Source organism: Burkholderia sp. DN3021 (genome assembly GCF_049805555.1).
Classification (GTDB): domain Bacteria; phylum Pseudomonadota; class Gammaproteobacteria; order Burkholderiales; family Burkholderiaceae; genus Burkholderia; species Burkholderia pyrrocinia_C.
Genome location: NZ_JBNCAB010000053.1, coordinates 19,771 through 36,515, shown reverse-complemented (window position 1 = coordinate 36,515; position 16,745 = coordinate 19,771). Strand labels below are relative to the sequence as shown.

Annotated in this window: 19 protein-coding genes; 9 read left to right on the top strand and 10 right to left on the bottom strand. The window is 67.7% G+C overall.

All coding sequences use genetic code 11. The features are described 5' to 3' along the window. Window positions 1–18 precede the first annotated feature (18 nt). The 3 genes from ACPUER_RS23950 to ACPUER_RS23940 all read left to right on the top strand — a co-directional run bounded on the left by ACPUER_RS23950 (window position 19) and on the right by ACPUER_RS23940 (window position 2,525). Window positions 19–1,023 (top strand): LysR family transcriptional regulator, encoded by a 1,005-nt coding sequence (locus ACPUER_RS23950; RefSeq protein ID WP_175959943.1) that lies wholly within the window; start codon window positions 19–21, stop codon window positions 1,021–1,023. A gap of 205 nt (window positions 1,024–1,228) precedes the next feature. Next, window positions 1,229–1,984, top strand: coding sequence for an SDR family oxidoreductase (locus tag ACPUER_RS23945; RefSeq protein ID WP_175959942.1), 756 nt, complete (start codon window positions 1,229–1,231; stop codon window positions 1,982–1,984). A 25-nt stretch (window positions 1,985–2,009) separates the two neighbouring features. Next, on the top strand, window positions 2,010–2,525 hold the full coding sequence (locus ACPUER_RS23940) for an Ohr family peroxiredoxin (protein ID WP_175959941.1): 516 nt from the start codon (window positions 2,010–2,012) through the stop codon (window positions 2,523–2,525). Between the two features lie 51 nt (window positions 2,526–2,576). Here ACPUER_RS23940 and ACPUER_RS23935 read toward each other — a convergent pair whose 3' ends face one another. Both ACPUER_RS23935 and ACPUER_RS23930 read right to left on the bottom strand, forming a co-directional pair. Next, window positions 2,577–3,005: a PRC-barrel domain-containing protein gene (locus ACPUER_RS23935; protein ID WP_175959940.1), complete on the bottom strand. Its 429-nt coding sequence runs from the start codon at window positions 3,003–3,005 to the stop codon at window positions 2,577–2,579. Window positions 3,006–3,158: 153 nt separating this feature from the next. Beyond that, window positions 3,159–4,289, bottom strand: coding sequence for a 3-deoxy-7-phosphoheptulonate synthase (locus ACPUER_RS23930; RefSeq protein ID WP_072440005.1), 1,131 nt, complete (start codon window positions 4,287–4,289; stop codon window positions 3,159–3,161). A gap of 436 nt (window positions 4,290–4,725) precedes the next feature. Between ACPUER_RS23930 and ACPUER_RS23925 the strand changes: the two genes are divergently transcribed. Together ACPUER_RS23925 and ACPUER_RS23920 are read left to right on the top strand one after the other, a co-directional pair. Continuing rightward, a complete protein-coding gene (locus tag ACPUER_RS23925) occupies window positions 4,726–5,280 on the top strand; it encodes a hypothetical protein (RefSeq protein ID WP_175959939.1) in 555 nt (184 codons plus the stop codon). 31 nt (window positions 5,281–5,311) lie between these two features. Further along, window positions 5,312–5,734, top strand: coding sequence for a hypothetical protein (locus ACPUER_RS23920; protein ID WP_425132307.1), 423 nt, complete (start codon window positions 5,312–5,314; stop codon window positions 5,732–5,734). A gap of 77 nt (window positions 5,735–5,811) precedes the next feature. On the opposite strand, the gene ACPUER_RS23915 is transcribed toward ACPUER_RS23920, so the two are convergent. Then, window positions 5,812–6,519: a YceH family protein gene (locus tag ACPUER_RS23915; RefSeq protein WP_425132306.1), complete on the bottom strand. Its 708-nt coding sequence runs from the start codon at window positions 6,517–6,519 to the stop codon at window positions 5,812–5,814. A gap of 447 nt (window positions 6,520–6,966) precedes the next feature. On the opposite strand from ACPUER_RS23915, the gene ACPUER_RS23910 reads away from it, so the two are divergent. Beyond that, window positions 6,967–7,731, top strand: coding sequence for an SDR family oxidoreductase (locus ACPUER_RS23910; RefSeq protein WP_425132305.1), 765 nt, complete (start codon window positions 6,967–6,969; stop codon window positions 7,729–7,731). 25 nt (window positions 7,732–7,756) lie between these two features. Here ACPUER_RS23910 and ACPUER_RS23905 read toward each other — a convergent pair whose 3' ends face one another. Genes ACPUER_RS23905 through ACPUER_RS23895 form a run of 3 tightly spaced genes read right to left on the bottom strand, consistent with a single transcriptional unit; the run spans window position 7,757 to window position 10,187 of the window. After that, on the bottom strand, window positions 7,757–8,461 hold the full coding sequence (locus tag ACPUER_RS23905; RefSeq protein ID WP_425132304.1) for an MOSC domain-containing protein: 705 nt from the start codon (window positions 8,459–8,461) through the stop codon (window positions 7,757–7,759). Beyond that, a complete protein-coding gene (locus ACPUER_RS23900) occupies window positions 8,458–9,354 on the bottom strand; it encodes a dihydrodipicolinate synthase family protein (RefSeq protein ID WP_425132303.1) in 897 nt (298 codons plus the stop codon). The genes ACPUER_RS23905 and ACPUER_RS23900 overlap by 4 nt, the downstream gene beginning before the upstream one ends. Window positions 9,355–9,404: 50 nt before the next feature. After that, complete coding sequence (locus ACPUER_RS23895) at window positions 9,405–10,187, bottom strand: aldolase (protein WP_425132302.1); 783 nt, start codon at window positions 10,185–10,187, stop codon at window positions 9,405–9,407. Window positions 10,188–10,320: 133 nt separating this feature from the next. Between ACPUER_RS23895 and ACPUER_RS23890 the strand changes: the two genes are divergently transcribed. Both ACPUER_RS23890 and hutC read left to right on the top strand, forming a co-directional pair. Then, complete coding sequence (locus ACPUER_RS23890; RefSeq protein WP_425132301.1) at window positions 10,321–10,863, top strand: helix-turn-helix domain-containing protein; 543 nt, start codon at window positions 10,321–10,323, stop codon at window positions 10,861–10,863. A gap of 31 nt (window positions 10,864–10,894) precedes the next feature. Beyond that, entirely contained in the window at window positions 10,895–11,632 is a 738-nt protein-coding gene (gene hutC, locus ACPUER_RS23885) for a histidine utilization repressor (protein WP_034181575.1), read from the top strand. Window positions 11,633–11,716: 84 nt separating this feature from the next. On the opposite strand, the gene ACPUER_RS23880 is transcribed toward hutC, so the two are convergent. Together ACPUER_RS23880 and ACPUER_RS23875 are read right to left on the bottom strand one after the other, a co-directional pair. Then, window positions 11,717–12,565 carry a phytanoyl-CoA dioxygenase family protein gene (locus ACPUER_RS23880; RefSeq protein ID WP_425132300.1) on the bottom strand — a complete coding sequence of 283 codons (849 nt, stop codon included), beginning with the start codon at window positions 12,563–12,565 and terminating at the stop codon, window positions 11,717–11,719. A 45-nt stretch (window positions 12,566–12,610) separates the two neighbouring features. Further along, entirely contained in the window at window positions 12,611–13,396 is a 786-nt protein-coding gene (locus ACPUER_RS23875) for an ABC transporter substrate-binding protein (protein ID WP_425132299.1), read from the bottom strand. 656 nt (window positions 13,397–14,052) lie between these two features. Here ACPUER_RS23875 and ACPUER_RS23870 point away from each other — a divergent pair. Beyond that, window positions 14,053–14,913 carry a LysR family transcriptional regulator gene (locus tag ACPUER_RS23870; protein WP_425132298.1) on the top strand — a complete coding sequence of 287 codons (861 nt, stop codon included), beginning with the start codon at window positions 14,053–14,055 and terminating at the stop codon, window positions 14,911–14,913. 55 nt (window positions 14,914–14,968) lie between these two features. Here ACPUER_RS23870 and ACPUER_RS23865 read toward each other — a convergent pair whose 3' ends face one another. Together ACPUER_RS23865 and ACPUER_RS23860 are read right to left on the bottom strand one after the other, a co-directional pair. Next, window positions 14,969–15,442: a nuclear transport factor 2 family protein gene (locus tag ACPUER_RS23865; RefSeq protein WP_425132297.1), complete on the bottom strand. Its 474-nt coding sequence runs from the start codon at window positions 15,440–15,442 to the stop codon at window positions 14,969–14,971. A 56-nt stretch (window positions 15,443–15,498) separates the two neighbouring features. Beyond that, the gene (locus ACPUER_RS23860; RefSeq protein ID WP_425132296.1) at window positions 15,499–16,683 is read right to left on the bottom strand and encodes an amidohydrolase family protein; all 1,185 of its coding nucleotides are present in this window, start codon (window positions 16,681–16,683) and stop codon (window positions 15,499–15,501) included. Between the last annotated feature and the right edge of the window lie 62 nt (window positions 16,684–16,745).

Sequence of the window (16,745 nt, the reverse complement as noted above, 5' to 3'; positions counted from 1 at the left end):
TACGACTTCCGCGCCTCCATGTCAGACACCGCCATCCACCGCCCCGACGCCGACGATCCATACGCACGCAGCTTCTCGACCTGCTACGCCGGCGTCGTCACCTTCCTCGCCGTCGTCACCGAAGGCAGCTTCGCCCGCGCCGCCGACCGCCTCGGCGTCGGTCGCTCGTCGGTCAGCCGCCACGTGCAGAAGCTGGAGGACCGGCTCGATGCCCGCCTGTTCCAGCGCACGACGCGCAGCATGTCGCTGACGCGCGAGGGCGAGCTCTTCTACGAGAATTGCCGGCCCGGCATCGAACATCTCGCGCAGGCGCTCGAGGACATGCGCGAGCTACGCAGCGGGCCGCCGAGCGGACACCTGCGCATCGGCTCGACGCCCGGCTTCGGACGCAAGATCATCGCACCGCTGTTGCGCGATTTCCACGCGCAGTATCCGGACATCACGCTCGAACTGCTGCTGAACGACCGCCCGGCCGACTTCTCGGCCGACCGCATCGACGTCGCGTTCCGCGACGGGCGCATGGAGGACAGTGCAATCGTCGCGCGCCAGTTGATTCCGATGCAGATGATCGTCTGCGCGTCGCCGGCGTATGCGCATCGGCACGGGCTGCCGCGCCACGTCGACGAGCTCGCGCGGCATCGCTGCATCAACCTGCGCACCGCATCGGGGCGCGTGACGGAATGGGAATTCAAGATCGACGGGCTCGCGCAACAGCGCCAGCTCGCCGCGCACCATACGTTCAACGATCTGGACCTCGTCGTCCGCGCGGTGCTCGACGGGCTCGGCATCGCGCAGCTGCCGGCGTACCAGGTGTGCGACCTGCTCGCCGACGGGCAACTGGTGAGCTGTCTCGGCCAGCACGCGCCGGACGACGGCGGCCATTACCTGTGTTATCTCAGCCGCAAGCACCTGCCCACGCGCATTCGCGCGTTCATCGACTACATGATCGAACAGACGCGTGCGCGCGACCTGCAGTGCCTGACGACGATGACGACGATGGCGCCGCTGGAGACGGTCGATTGATGCATTCGACGCAACACGGTGAGCACTCGCAGCGCACTACCGGATCAAGCGGCGCATGCTTACGATGCGTGCTGGTCGAAAAACGCGCGCATCCGGTTGCGCGCCTTTCGGCAACATGCCGGCGCGATCGCGCGAACGCGATGCGCCCCGGATTCGACAGATTCAAGCGGCGCGCATGTCGCGCGCCCGTTCAAGGAGAGCAATCGTGAAAATCATCGTGATTGGTGGTACCGGCCTGATCGGCGGCAAGGTCGTCAGGAACCTGATCGCGCGCGGTCACGAGGCCGTTGCGGCAGCACCGTCGACGGGCGTCGATACGATCACGGGCGCGGGGCTGACCGACGCGCTCGCGGGCGCGGACGTCGTGGTCGATCTCGCGAACTCGCCGTCGTTCGAGGAAGCGGCCGTGAAGGCGTTCTTCGAGACGTCGGGGCGCAACCTGCTCGCGGCCGAGCGCGCGGCGGGCGTGCGCCATCACGTCGCGCTGTCGGTGGTCGGCACCGACCGCCTGCAGCAGAGCGCGTATTTCCGCGGCAAGATCATCCAGGAGAACCTGATCCGCGAGGCGGGCGTGCCGTATACGATCGTGCGTTCGACGCAGTTCTTCGAATTCCTCGGCGCGATCGCGCAATCCGGTGCGGAAGGCGACACGATCCGGCTGAGCACCGCGCACTTCCAGCCGATCGCATCGGACGACGTCGCGGCCGCCGTCGCCGATTTCGCGCTCGATGCGCCGCGCAACGGCATCGCCGAAATCGGCGGCCCGAATCGCGTGCGGCTCGCCGATCTGGTCGAGCATTTCCTGTCGGTCACGCACGACGCGCGCACGGTGGTCCGGGATGCGGGCGCCGGCTACTTCGGCGCGACGGTGCAGGACGACACGCTCGTTCCCGGGCCCGGCGCGCGCCTCGGCGCGACGACCTTCGACGCGTGGTTCCGCCAAGGCCAGGCCGCACGCTGAACGCCGAAGCACGATCACACGCGCCATGACTCCGCTGCGTCCGCCGCCGCTCTCGCTGCTCGACAGGTATCGCGGACGGGAACCGCAGACGCTGTACTCGACGACGGTAACCGTCACGGGCGGCGCGGCGCAGCACGGCCGCGCGTCGGGCATCGCGCGTTCCGACGACGGACGCCTCGACATCGAGCTGCGCCTGCCGTCCGCGCTCGGCGGGCCCGGCGACGGGCCGAACCCCGAGCAGTTGTTCGCCGCGAGCTATGCGGCATGTTTTCACGGTGCGCTCAGCCTGCTGGCCGCGCAGGCGGGCGTGTCGATCGCCGGCGCGTCGGTGTCCGCATCGATCGACTTCTGCCGCGATCCGATGGACGGGCTATTCATGCTGAACGCGAACATCCGCGTCCGGTTGCCGGGCGTCGAACGCGCGGTGGCGGAGGAACTCGTGCGCAATACGGAGCGCTTCTGCCCTTATACGAAGATGGCGCACGAAGGAATCAGCCACGTCGTCGCGCTCGCGCCGCCGGACGATGCTTCGAGCAGCTGACCGCGGATGCGGCGCCGGCGCTTCGCGCGACGGACGCCGCGAGAGGGCGGATCAGTGCTTGTCGTCGACCTTCTTCGGCTTCGGCGGCGACGGCACCTTCGCGTACTGGAACGCCGGCGTCGCCTTCAGCGCATCCTTCGTCGCGCCCGGCAGGTAGATGTTGCCGTTGCGCACGTCGAGCGACGCGATCGGCACCGCGACGTCGTGCGCGGCCACGCCGAGGAAGCCGCCGGCCGACACGATCGCCGCCGATACCGAGCCGTCCGGCGCGACGATCAGGTCGCGCACGGTGCCGACCTTCTGGTTCGCGTCGTTGTACACGGTCTTGCCGAGCACGCTCTTCTTCACGCTCCAGCCTTCGAGCAGTGCCTGCGATTGCTCGACGGTCACGCTGAGCGGCTGCGCGCCGGCGATCTGCGCGTGTGCGCTGACGCTCGATGCGAGGACGGTTGCTGCGATGAGGGTTTTGTAGAACGCCATGTTTTTATGCACTCCGGTGAATGGTTGTCGATATCGGCGGCCGGCCTCGCCGCCTCCGTGCGCGCGACACATCGCACCGGCGCCATGTTAGCGCCACTCGCGAGATGCTGCATCGAACGCGACAACGCAGCACTCATATCGGCGCCGCCCCTGTCACGCATTCCGCGAATACACCCTGCGATGCCGCACCGCCTCCGCCAGCACATCGAGCACCGGCTCCGTCTGCGTCCAGCTCAAGCACGCATCGGTGATCGACACGCCGTACTGCAACGGCACCCCCGGCTTCAGATCCTGCCGCCCGGCCTCGAGATGGCTCTCGACCATCACGCCGACGATCCGGTGCTCGCCCTGCGACAGTTGCCGCGCGAGATCCTGCGCGACATCGATCTGCCGCTCGTGCGACTTGTTCGAGTTCGCATGCGAGCAGTCGACCATCACCTGCTCACGCAGCCCGGCCTTGCGCAGCACCGCGCAGCACGCCTCGACATGCGCGGCGTCGTAGTTCGGGCCGCTCTTGCCGCCGCGCAGGATCACGTGCGCATCGTCGTTGCCGCGCGTCTCGAAGATCGCGGCCATCCCCATCTTCGTCATCCCCATGAACGCATGGCTCGCGGCCGCGGCGACGATCGCGTCCGACGCGACCTGCACGCCGCCGTCGGTGCCGTTCTTGAAGCCGATCGGGCAGCTCAGCCCCGACGCGAGCTGGCGGTGGCTCTGGCTCTCGGTCGTGCGCGCGCCGATCGCGCCCCACGCGATCAGGTCGGCGATGTACTGCGGGCTCAACAGGTCGAGGAATTCGGTCGCGGCCGGCAGGCCGAGCGCGTTGACGTCGAGCAGCAGCTGCCGCGCGGCGCGCAGCCCTTCGTTGATGCGGAAGCTGCCGTCGAGGCGCGGATCGTTGATGTAGCCCTTCCAGCCCACCGTCGTGCGCGGCTTCTCGAAGTAGACGCGCATCGTGATCAGCAGGTCGTCCTTCAGCGCATCGGCCGCAACTTTCAGGCGGCGCGCGTAGTCGAGCGCCTGGTCGTGATCGTGGATCGAGCACGGGCCGACGACGAGCAGCAGCCGGTCGTCGCGGCCGTGCAGGATGTCGCCTATCGCACGGCGCGTATCCTCGACGAGCGTCTGCGTGGCGGCCGGCACCGGCAATTCGTCGAGCAGCAGCGCCGGCGAAATCAGCGGACGCACGGCGCCGATGCGGACATCGTCGATGCGCGTGGTGTCCTGCGTCGCGTCGGCGCTGCCTACCTCGCGATCGTGGGAAGGATTGTCGAGGTTCTGCATGGTGATTCTCCGGGGGACGTCTGGAATGATGTGCAGGCTCGATTATGGCACCCAGGAGAGGCGGCAGCCGGTCGCGGCGGGGGAATGCGGGTGACGGGAGTCAGGGTCGTGCGACAGACGGCCGGACACGGAATGGAACAAGGGCGATCCGCGGCGGATCGCCCTGCCCTTCGCCGCGTCGCCCGACGCGTCTAGTGCGGCGTCTCGGGCGCCAGCGAATTGCTCGGCAGCAGCGCCGTCAGCCAGCAATTGCTCGGCGCGGCTTTCCCGTTGAAGCGGTTGTAGAGCCACGGCCGTTCGGCCGACTGCCCGCACCCGGATGAAGTGCCGTACGATCACGGCTGTCCGTTACCGAAGCGGCCCGTCGTGCGATGCGGGCCGCGCGGCGCACCGCCTGCCTGTGACCGATCGTTTCCTGCCCAACCGACACGCCACGATGACCGTATCCGAACTGCTCCGTGCCATCCGCCAACCCTATATCGACCTGCTCGCGAAAGCGGCAGCGCAACCGGCGGTGATCGTCGAACCGGCCTACCGGCAGGCCGACGGCGCGCTGGCCACCGAAGGGCCGCTCGCGCTGCCGTGCCGGGCCGACACGATCCCGGCCGAAGGCGACGCGGCCGGGCAGCCGTCGATGGTCGATTCGACCTCGCAACTGGATTTCGAACCGTTCGCGTTCGACCTCGAAACGGCGGCCGTATCGATCCGCCCGTTCGTGTGGGACTGGGCCGCGATCGAGGCCGATGGTCTCGACGAAAGCGCGGCGGTCGACGCGCTCAAGACATGGTTCTTCGCGTGGTTCGATGTGGACGACGAGAACGCGCCGGCCGAAGACGGGCTGCATGGCATCGTTCACTACCTGTCGGAACCGGTTCGCACGGAACAGGGGTGGCGCGTCAATGCGGATCTCGGTTCCGCGCCCGAGACGGCCGTCGAGGATCTGCTGTTCCGGCTCGTCGATGCGGGGGCTACGCGGATCAGTGTCGGTTGAAAGGCCGCTTTATCTCTTGCACATCACCATCATGAAAAAAGCTCTTGCCGCGGTACTGCTCTGCATTTCGTTGCCGGCGCTCGCCAAGGTTTCCACCGAAGTGTTCTGCTTCACATCGGATGGCGACAAACCCGTGCGCTTCGAGATGCGCACCTACTACGACGATGCGGTCAATTGGACGGGCGGCATGGTCCGGTACGCGAAATCGAAAACGGCCCTGCCGTTGGTGATCGAACACGAAGAGGACGAAGTGCTCGCCGAAGACCGTCCGCACCAGTACACGACAACCTGGGTCGAAATGGTCGACGGCAAGATCAACGGGAGATACGAAATGATGTCCCAGGGCGCCAACATCTATTCGATGACCTACACCAATGCGCGCACCGGCAAGAAAACCGCGTTCGGCAGGGCGCTGGATGTCGACGTTTCGCCGCAATCGGGGTGCCGCTGGTAGCGATGGCGTCGCGGCGACTGATGCCCGCTGCACGGCGCGCGTGCACGCGCCGGCACCGCGTCGCATCGCGCCGTGGATCAGCCCGCGCCGCCCTGCGCGTCGACGTCGATCCCCAGTTCGCTGGCCATCCGCTGAACCAGCTCACTCAGTCGCGCCACTTCATCAGCGAGGCGTTTCTGTTCGGCCTTCAGCGCCTCGAATTCGGAAGGCGGCACGGAATCCGCGCCGCCGCCGTCCGCGCTCGCGAAGTCGGCCACGTTCACCTCGCCGCACATCAGGTGCATCCAACGGTTCTCGCGCGCGCCCGGCGCACGCGGCAGCCGGACGACGAGCGCCTGCGCGCGCGCCGCGAGTTCGTCGAGAAACGCCTCGACCGACGAGATATCCGCGAAGCCGTGCAGGCGCGCGCTGTTCAGGCGCAGCTCGGCGGCCGTCTGCGGGCCGCGCAGCAGCAGGATCGTCAGCAGCGCGATCGCCTGGCTCGGGATGCCGAGCACGCGGTTCATGTTGTGCTCGAAGCGCGGCACACGGCTGCTGCTGCCTTCCATCACGAGGCTCAGGTGCTTCAGCCCGTCGAGCGCGGTCGTGACTTCGTCCTCGCTGACGTTCATCACCGGCGAGCGCGCGGTTTTCTGGTTGCAGCCCGCGGTCAGCGCATTCAGCGACAGCGGGTAGGTGTCCGGCACCGTGTGCTGTTTCTCGACGAGCACACCGAGAATGCGAGCCTCGAGAGGCGTGAGTTCGCGAAGGGCGCGTGGCGTGGGCGTATCCGGCGTGGTGTTCATGGTGGCTTCGCAGCGTGCAGCAGGTGAGGGGAAACGGTCGCGGCCCGTCCGGCATCGCGCACGGGCGAGCCATATGATAGCTCGCGACGCATGGCCCGGCGCTACTCGCCGTGCCGGGGCGCGCACTTGCCGCAGTTGCCTTTCGTCCAACGTATCTGCCGCCCGATGCCGCGCGGCGATGCACGCGCACGGCACTCGCGAATTCGCACTTCACACACGCTGCACCCTGCGGCGCATGCACGGCGGAATCATGCCCGCGTTTGCGCGGCACGCATGCCGACGCTACGATATGCGTTCATGCGGACATCCGCGGCGCCGCGCGCAACCGCCTCTGCACACCTCTGCACATCAATACCACGCATCACCCGCCCAACACACACTGCCGCCGCGCCTGCGCGCCGCTCGTCGACACCGTTCACCTTTTCACCCAATCACCCGTTCGCCACCATGACTGCATCCTCAACCTCGCCGCACGTGCGCGCCATCGTCACCGGACACACGCGCGGTCTCGGCGCATCGCTCGCCGAACAACTGCTGCAGGAAGGCATCGCCGTGCTCGGCGTGTCGCGCAGCCGCCATCCGTCGCTCGCGTCGCAAGCCGGCGGCCGCTTCGCCGAAGTCGAACTCGACTTGTCGGACACGTCGGCCGTCGCGACCTGGCTGGCCGGCGACACGCTGCGCAGCTTCGTCGACGGCGCGTCGATCGTGCTGCTGTTCAACAACGCGGGCATTGTCGATCCGATCGGCCCGCTCGCCGCGCAGGACCCGGCGATCGTCGCGCGCGCGGTCGGCCTGAACGTCGCGGCGCCGCTGATGCTGTCGGCCGCGCTCGCGCAGGCGGCATCCGCCACGACCGAATGCCGGATCCTGCACCTGTCGAGCGGTGCGGCGCGCAACGCGTACGCGGGCTGGAGCATCTACTGCGCGACCAAGGCCGCACTCGATCACCATGCGCGCGCGGTCGCGCTCGATGCGAACCGAGCGCTGCGGATCTGCAGCGTCGCGCCGGGTGTCGTCAACACCGGCATGCAGGCGACGATCCGCTCGACCAGCGAAGACAACTTCCCGATGCGCGAGAAGTTCGACCAGTTGAAGTCGAGCGGCGCGCTCGCGACGCCCGAAGCGGCCGCACGTCAACTGATCGGCTATGCGCTGAGCGATGCGTTCGGCTCCACGCCGACGGCCGACGTGCGGGAATTGCCGGCCGGATAAGCCGTGAGCCGCGGGCCACGGCCCGTCATCCCTCGAGCCGTTTCGTCCAGTCTTCGACCTGCCGCTCCGTCCGGCGCTTTTCAAGCATCTTGCGCCAGCCGGGCGGCAGCACCGGGACGTCACACAGCGCATCGAGCGCGGCCATGTCGAGTGTGCGTCGGTACAGCACATCGAGCACCGCCGACAGCGGCCATCGCGGAAAGCTGCGCTCATGCAGCGCCAGCACGTCGCCAGGCGCCACCCAGCCTTCGTGCAACACGCGGTAGTACCAGCCGGTCCGGCCGCTTTGCTGCACGAGCGCGGCCATCCGCGGATGATCGAAGCGCGCGTTGAGCTTCCAGCACGGCTGCCGCGATTGCGTCACCTGAAGCACGGCGCCGCCCAGCGCAAACACGTCGCCAATGCACACGTCGTGCTCGGTCACGCCATGCGTCGACAGGTTCTCGCCGAACGCGCCCGGTCGAGCGAGCACGTCGCGCGCGCCGATCTGCGCGGACCACCACGCATAGTGATCGTGCGCATAGTGGTGGACCGCCTTGTCCGGCCCGCCGTGATGCCGCGCATCGGCATGCTCGTCGCCGGCAAAGCCGAGCGCGCCCAGCCACAGACGCGAATCGACCGGCCGCTTGTCGATCGCGCTCGCGTGCGGCGTGCCGGCCAGCGGTCGGCTCGTGCCGATCCGCACCGCACCGACGGCAACCGCGATCGCCGGCCGTGCTTCATCGCTCATGCCGGTACACCATCCTGCAGTGCCGCCAGCAGGCGTTCGAGTTCGCGCGCGCGCGTTTCGCCAAGCGGCAGCAACGGCTTCCTCGGTTCGCCGGCGTCGAAGCCGCGCAGGCGCAATCCTGCCTTCACGGTCACCGGCAGCCCGCCGTTGACGATGAACTGCAGCAACGGCAACTGCGCATGAAAGGCCGACCTGGCGCGCGTCAGGTCGCCCGCGCGCATCGCGTCGACCAGCGCGAGCGGCAACGCGGCGTTCAGGTTCGGCGCGGCCGTGCACCATCCGGCCGCGCCCGCGGCCAGCGCGGCGAGCGCCATCGGATTGCTGCCGTTGTAGAACGGGATCGTGCCGTCGCTCAACTGCGCGAGCCGGTGCATCCGGCCGATGTCGCCGGTGCTCTCCTTGACCATCGTGACGTTGTCGACGGTCCGGCAGATCGTCGCGATCAGGTCGGGCGACATGTCGACGCCGCTCGTCGCAGGGTTGTTGTACAGCATGATCGGAATGCCGATCGCGTCGCCGATCGCGCGGTAGTGCGCGACGATCTCGTCGTTGCCGAGCTTCCAGTACGACACCGGCAGCACCATCACCGCATCGGCGCCGGCCTGTTCGGCGAAGCGCGCGCGGCGCACCGCGCCCGCCGTGGTGAGATCGGAGATGCCGACGACGGTCGGCACGCGCCGGCGCACCGCGCGAATCGACCCGGTGGCAACCGCCTCCCATTCGGCGTCGGACAGGTACGCGCTCTCGCCGGTACTGCCCAGCGGGGCAATCGCATGAACGCCGTCGGCGATCAGGCGCTCGATCAGCGCATCGAGCGTTTTCAGGTCGACGCCGCCGTCGACGGAGAACGGCGTGACCGGGTAGGCAATGATGCCTTGCAGCAGGATAGACATGATGTGTATTCCTCAATGATGAGTGAACGCGACGAAAACGATGCGCTCGTTCAAGCGATGCAGTCGCGATGCGTGCGCAATGCGCGGCGCGCGTAATAGTCGAACGTCACCGCATCGCGCTTCGGTTTCGAAATCCAGTCGTGCGCTTCCCGCGCCAGCGCCGGCGGTACCGGCTTGATCTCGCCGGCCGACATCGCGAGCAGTTGCAGCTTCGCGGCCCGCTCGATCAGCAGCGCGAGGATGCACGCCTCCTCGATCGTCTTGCCGACCACGAGCTGGCCGTGATGCGACAGCAGGATCGCGCGCTTGCTGCCGAGCGCCTTCGAGATGATTTCGCCTTCCTCGTTGCCGACCGGCACGCCGGGCCAGTCCTTCAGGAACGCGCAATCGTCGTACAGCGGGCAGGTATCCATGTGCGACACGACGAGCGGCTGCTCGAGCATCGACAGCGCCGCGACATGCGCCGGATGCGTGTGGATGATGCAGTTCACGTCCGGGCGCTCGCGATAGATCCATGTATGGAACCGGTTGGCCGGGTTCGGAATGCCTGCGCCGTCGACGACGTCGAGATCCTCGTTGACGCGCAGCAGGTTCGCGGCCGAGATCTCGTCGAAACCGAGCCCGAGCCGCTGCGTGTAGTACGTGCCGGCGTCGCCCGCACGGCAGGTGATCTGCCCGGCCAGGCCGGAATCGTGGCCCGCGTCGAACAGGATCCGGCACGTGAGTGCGAGCTTCTGCCGCGCGGACCAGCCGCTGTCGCCCACCTCGTTTTCAAGACGCCGCTCCGCCAGCGCGACCAGCGCCTCTTTCGTCAAATTCAGCGTTTCCGCCATGTTCGCCTCCTGAATGGGTCGGATGTATCGCGTCGTCCGCAGCCGTTTCCGCCGGATCCGTGACACTCGATCCATTATATGACACATTGTGTCATGCGTTACAATCGGTTTTTCGAAGGACACCTGGCGCCCCATGACGATTCGCCTGAAGCTGCTCAGAAAACAGAAGGGCTGGACGCTCGATGTGCTTGCCGACGAGACCGGCCTCACCAAGAGCTATCTGTCGAAAGTCGAGCGCGGCCTGAGCGTGCCGTCGATCGCGGTCGCGCTGAAGCTGTCGAAGGCGCTGAATGTCGACGTCGAGCAGTTGTTCTCGGAAAGCCGCAATCGCGAGCTGATCACCGTCACGCGCGCCGGCGAGCGCACGGCGATGGGCGCTGCGGCCGACAGCCACGCGCACCGCTTCGAAAGCATCGCGGCCGGCGTCGCGCCGAAGAAGATGCTGCCGTTCGCCGTGCATCCGCCGCACGAGTTCGTCGCGTCGACGTTCCGCGAGCACGAAGGCGAGGAATTCCTGTTCGTGCACAAGGGGCGCGTCGAAATCGAGTTTCCGAACGAGACGGTGCAACTCAAGACCGGCGATTCAGTCTATTTCAACGCACTCATCCCGCACCGCACGCGCAGCCTCGGCGTCGCGCAGGCGGAGATCCTGGTCATCGTCAGCCACGACGACTAGACTCGTCACTTTTCCGCGCAAGGATCTTCCGATGGTCACAAAGGCCACCGCACCGTTCCAGCAGATCAAGACGCTCGTTCGCCAGAACGTCGAATCGGGCGACTGGCGCCCCGGCGACCGCATTCCGTCCGAGCTCGATCTCGCCGCGCAGTTCGGCGTCGCGCGCATGACGGTCAACCGCGCGCTGCGCGAACTGACCGAGGAAGGCGTGCTGAAGCGCATCGCGGGTGTCGGCACCTTCGTCGCCGAGGCGAAGCCGCAGTCGAACCTGTTGATGATTGCGCATATCCGCGACGAAATCCGCGCGCGCGGGCACGAATACCGCTGCCGCGTGCTGAGCCGGTCGAGCGAGCCCGCATCGTTCGACGTCGCGGCCGCGTTCGGCCTGCCGGTCAACACGCCGGTCTTTCATGTGGTGTGCGTGCACGAGGAAAACGGCCGCCCGATCCAGCTCGAGGACCGCTACGTGAACCCGGCCGCCGCGCCCGGTTTCATCGACCAGGATTTCCAGGTCGAGCCGCCGTCCGAGTACCTGTACAACAACGTGTCGCACTACGAACTGGAAATCGAGCACGTCGTCGACGCATCATTGCCGACCGGCGAACAGGCGCGGCTGCTCGACATGCGCGCCGACGAGCCGTGCCTCACGCTCACGCGCCGCACCTGGACGGACGGGCTGCCCGTCACGTTCGTGCATTTCCTGCATCCGGGCAACCGCTACCGGCTCGGCTCGCGCTTCAAGCCGGGCGCCGGGCGCCACCCGACCTGAACCTTCGTCACACGCAGACACGCACAAAAACGCGCGGCGGCCGGTTCGTCCGGAAAAGCCCCCCGCGCTCGTTACATGCGCCGGTCAGATCGCGCCGGCCTGCCCCGCGCCGCGCGACCACACGACCGGAAACAGCGGGTGTTCGAGCGGCGCGCCGTCGAGCAGTTGCTCCGCGAGCCCGGGGAAATCGGGCGACGTTTTCCAGCGGCGCGGCGCGTGACGGATATCGTCGCCGACGAAGCGGATCGAGAACGCGCGCCGGCGGTTCTGCGTACCGCCCGACGCATGCAGCGTGAGCATCCGGAAGCACACCATGTCGCCGGGCTCGAGCGCCCAGTGGCGGATCGGGAACGCCGCGCGATCGGCTTCGATGTCGGGCAGGTCCGCGAGGCTGCCTTCCGGGAACCACTTCGCCTCCTTGTCCATGAACGTGCGCGGCATCAGCCACGGCCCGCGATGCGAGCCCGCGACGAATTCCAGCGTCGATTCGAGCGGCACCGGGTCGACCGGAATCCACATGCTGACGTTGTCGTCGCCTTCGATGTTGTAGTACGGCTGGTCCTGGTGCCACGGCGTGCGCTGCCGCGTGCCGGGTTCCTTCACGAGCAGGTGGTCGTGATGCAGCCGCACGTGCTCCGTGCCCATCAGCGCGGCGGCCACCGACGGCGCCGGCGAACGCACGATGAAGTCGCGGTACGCGTCGTTGTGCTGCCAGTTGCAGAAATCCTCGAAGAACCAGCCCGGATCGTCGGGCCGGCTCGCGACTTTCGCGCGCTCGCTCGGCTGCGCGAGATTCGCGTCGATGCCGGCCCGGAGCGCGGCCACTTCGTCGGGCGAAAAGATGCCCTTGATGCAGACCGCGCCTTCCTCGCGGAACGCGGCGATCAGTTCGGGCGTCACGGCTTGCGCGACGCGGTCCTGGATACTCGTCATGGTTTGCCTGTCGATTGAATGGATCACGGGGTCACGGTGCGGCGCTCACGGCTTCGCGCCGTAGATGTCGAAGTCGAAGTATTTCGCGGCGATCTTCTGGTACGTGCCGTTCGCGCGGATCGCGACGATCGCGTCGTTCAGCCGCTTCTTCATGTCGGCGTCGCCCTTGCGCAGCCCCATCGCGACGCCGTAGCCGGTGATGCGCGCGTCGGTCACGTCGGGGCCCGCGAACGCGTAGCCCTTGCCGCGCGGCGTCTTCAGGAACGAGTAGCCGGCCTGCGTCTTGTCCTGGAAGGTCGCGTCGAGGCGGCCGTTGACGAGATCCTGGTACACCTGGTCCTGGTTCTGGTACGAGACGATCGTCACGCCCTTGGTCGCCCATTCGGCCTTCGCGTACGCCTCTTGCGTCGTGCCCTGGTCGATCCCGATGCGCTTGCCCGCGAGCGACGCCGCTGTCGGCAGCAGTTTCGAGCCGACCGGCGCGACGAGCGCGGCCGGCGACGCATACAGCTTGTTCGAGAAGTCGATCTGCTTGAGCCGCTCGTCGGTGGCCGTCATCGCGGACATGATCACGTCGAACTTGCGCGCGCGCAGCGCCGGAATCATCCCGTCGAAGCCCTGCTCGACCCACACGCACTTCGCACGCAGTTCCTCGCAGATCGCATTGCGCAGGTCGATGTCGAAGCCGGCGAGCGAGCCGTCGGGCTGCTTCGCCTCGAACGGCGGATACGTGGGATCGATGCCCCAGCGGATCGTCGACGTGTCCTGCGCGAACGACACGAGCGGCGCGAACGCCAGCGCGGTAACGAGGAGCTTTGCAGTGCGGTTCATGACGTGTCCTTGAAGGTCTCGACGCGGCGGGCGAGCGCCGGCGTCCGGTGGATGGCACGGTGCCGGGATGGCGGCGTGGTGCGGTGCGCGAAAGACGGGGACTTCGTTGAAACTGCGATGCAGTCTAGACTGCTCAATTTTCAAGCGCAAGCGGGAACACGCGGGGACGAGGTGGGGTGAGGCCAGGTGGGGGCGAAAAGGAAGGGATGGCACTTGAAATACGGCTTCGTGGCGGGATTTTCGCGGTTTTTTTGGTGTTTACCCTGCGCGACGCACGCCTGCCACAGAGTGTGTTTTTACGGATATCTACGAGATGGCAATGTCTATACAGGTAAGCGAAGCAAAGCCTTGTCCGGCACTGCTTGACCAGTATTGGCGACGCGTCCTATACCGCATCGGTGCCAATGAATCCACAACTCGGCCGCGACACCATCTCGCACTAAAACCTACCGCGCCCCCGCCCCCACCAGCACCCGCTCGATCTCCCCATACCCGCGCCGCCGCGCTCGCCGATGCGCGGCCGATGCGATGCGTCAGGCGTCCACGCGGCGCCACGCGGGGTCCGGCGAAACCGCGATTGCCCGCGGCGTCCGGCCATGTTAAAAGTCGTCGCACGCATTAGGAAATGAAATGCTCGGATCCGCAAAAGTGCATAAATGAATAGACCCCTGTTCGACCTCGACCTGCTGCGTGCGCTCGTGATGGTCGCCGACTGCGGCAGTTTCACGACCGCCTCCGCGCGCCTGCACTCGACGCAGTCGACGGTCAGCCAGAAGGTGCGCCGGCTCGAGGAAATCGCCGGGCACCGTCTGCTCGACCGCGGCACGCGCGACGTGCGGCCGACCGACGCGGGCGTGACGGTGCTCAGCTACGCGCGGCGCATGCTCGCGCTGAACGACGAGATGCTGGAAGCGCTGTCGGGTGCGACGGTCGCGCTGACGATCCGGCTCGGCGTGCCCGACGATTTCGCGGCGGGCCGCACGACCCATGCGCTCGCCGCGTTCAATCGCACGCATCCGCAGGTCAAGCTCGAAGTGACGTGCGGGCTGAGCCGCGACGTCAGCGCGGCATACGACCGCGGCGAGCTCGATCTCGTACTGATCAAGCAACGGCGCGACAGCCGCGAGGCCGTCGTGCGATGGCCCGAGAAGCTGCGCTGGATCGACAGCGCGAAGCATCCGTCGATCGATCTCGACCCGGTGCCGATCGTCGTGTTTCCGCCGCGCGGGCTCTATCGCGACGACATGATCAAGGCGATCGAGGAGCGCGGCCGCCGCTGGCGGATCAGCTTCACGACGTCGAGCCTGAGCGGCATCCAGGCCGCGGTCGCGGACGGGCTCGGCATCAGCGTGCTGCCGGCGCGCGTGGTGACGGACGAGCACACCGTGCTGACCGCGAAGCAGGGTTTCGCGCCGATCGAGCACATGGACATCGCCATCCTGCATCGGCCGACGGCCGACCCGATGGTCAGCGAACTGACGAAGTCGCTCGCGGCGATGCTGGAGCACGAGGAATAGTCGCGCGGCGGGGTTCGTTCAGGAACGAGGAAGGGGGCTGCACGCTCCGGACAACTCAGAACATCGTGTTCCCGTTCGCGGCCTGTTCTGGCACCGGCTGGTTGACGTCCCAGTGCTCGACGATCTTGCCGTTCTCCAGCCGGAAGATGTCCATGATCGCGCTGCCGCGCGTGCCGGGTTCGCGCACCGCGTGCACGTGCAGGATCACGTAGTCGCCGTCGACGAACGAGCGTTTGATCTCGCTATGCGATTGCGGATATTTGTCGCGCAGGAATGCGACGAACTTGCGAAAACCGTCGCGGCCGTCGGCCGCGTTCGGGTTGTGCTGCACGTAGCGCTCGCCGACATACGCGAGCGCGGCGTCCGCGTCTTTCTCGTTCAGGCCTTTTTCGTAGAACGCGAGCACCGTCCGCCGATTGGCTTCCTGCTGCGCGTCGTTCGGGCCGGCCGCCACCGCATGCGCGGCGGTCACGGCGAACAGGGCCGCCGCCATCCATCGTGCGGCCCGTGCCGCTGTCGTGCGTCGCATCGTCGTCTCCCGGGAAATCCGGCTGAAAACCGGATCATACCGGCGCGACGCTACGCTCAGACCAGCGCGCCGTTGCGCGCGACGATCTTCCCCGACGACACGACGAGACGCCGCACCGGCCGCGCGACGACCGCCTCGGCGAACGTCAGCGCATCGACGAGCACGACGTCCGCACGGCTGCCCGGCTGCAGCCCGTAGTCGGCGAAACCGCAACCGCGCGCCGCGCTGTGCGTCACGCAGTCGAGCGCGACTTCGAGCGCGTCGTCGCGGCGGAAATCGTTGCGCATGCCGATCAGCATCGCGCGCTCGAGCATGTCGGGCGAGCCGTACGGCGTCCACGTGTCGCGCACGCCGTCGTTGCCGCCGATGACGGTCACGCCCGCCGCGCGGCACGCGGCCACCGGCGGCACCGGCACCGCCGCGGGCGCGGTCGTGACGATCGCGACGCCGAGTTCGGCCATCCGCGCGAGCAGTGCATCGCGCTCGCGTTCGGCGATATCGCCGAGACAGAACCCGTGGCTGATCGCGACCTTCCCGTGCATGCCGTGCGCGGCCGTGCGCTGCAGGATCAGGTCGAGCGAGTACGCGCCCATCGACGCACGCTCGTGCAGGTGGATATCGAGCCCGCGGCCGTGGCGCTCGGCGATCGCGAACAGCACGCCCACCGCCTCGACCGGATCGCCTTCGATCGCGCACGGGTCGAGCCCGCCGAGCAGATCGGCGCCCGCGCCGAGCGCGTCGGACAGCAGCGCGTCGGTGCCCGGCCGCTTGAGCACGCCCGATTGCGGAAACGCGACGATCTGGATGTCGACCTGCCCGCGCAGCGTCTCGCGCGTCGCGAGCACGCCGTGCAGGTGCCGCAGCCCGGCCTCGGTATCGACGTCGACGTGCGTGCGGATGCGCGTCGTGCCCGCCGCGAGGAACGCGCGCGCCAGCGCGAGCGATGCGGCGCCCGCGTCATGGCCGCTCGTCGCGCGATAGTGCCGTTCGTTCTCGATGCGGTCGACGAGGCGCGGCCCAACCTGGTTGCGATACCACGGCATTCCCCAGTGCGTCTTGTCGAGGTGCGTGTGGCCTTCGACGAGGCCAGGCAGCGCGAGCGCGCCCGCGCCGTCCTCGATCGCGCAGCCGGCGGGCGCGTCGAGCGACGGGCGGACGCGCGCGATGCGATCGCCTTCGATCAGGATGTCGAGCGCAGCGTCGGCGCTCGTGCGGACATTGCGGATCAGCAGGTTCGTCATGTCGGTTCCGGTGTGGTCGGTCAGTGCGAGGCGGGCACGGCGCTTCACGCGCTGCCCGCGGT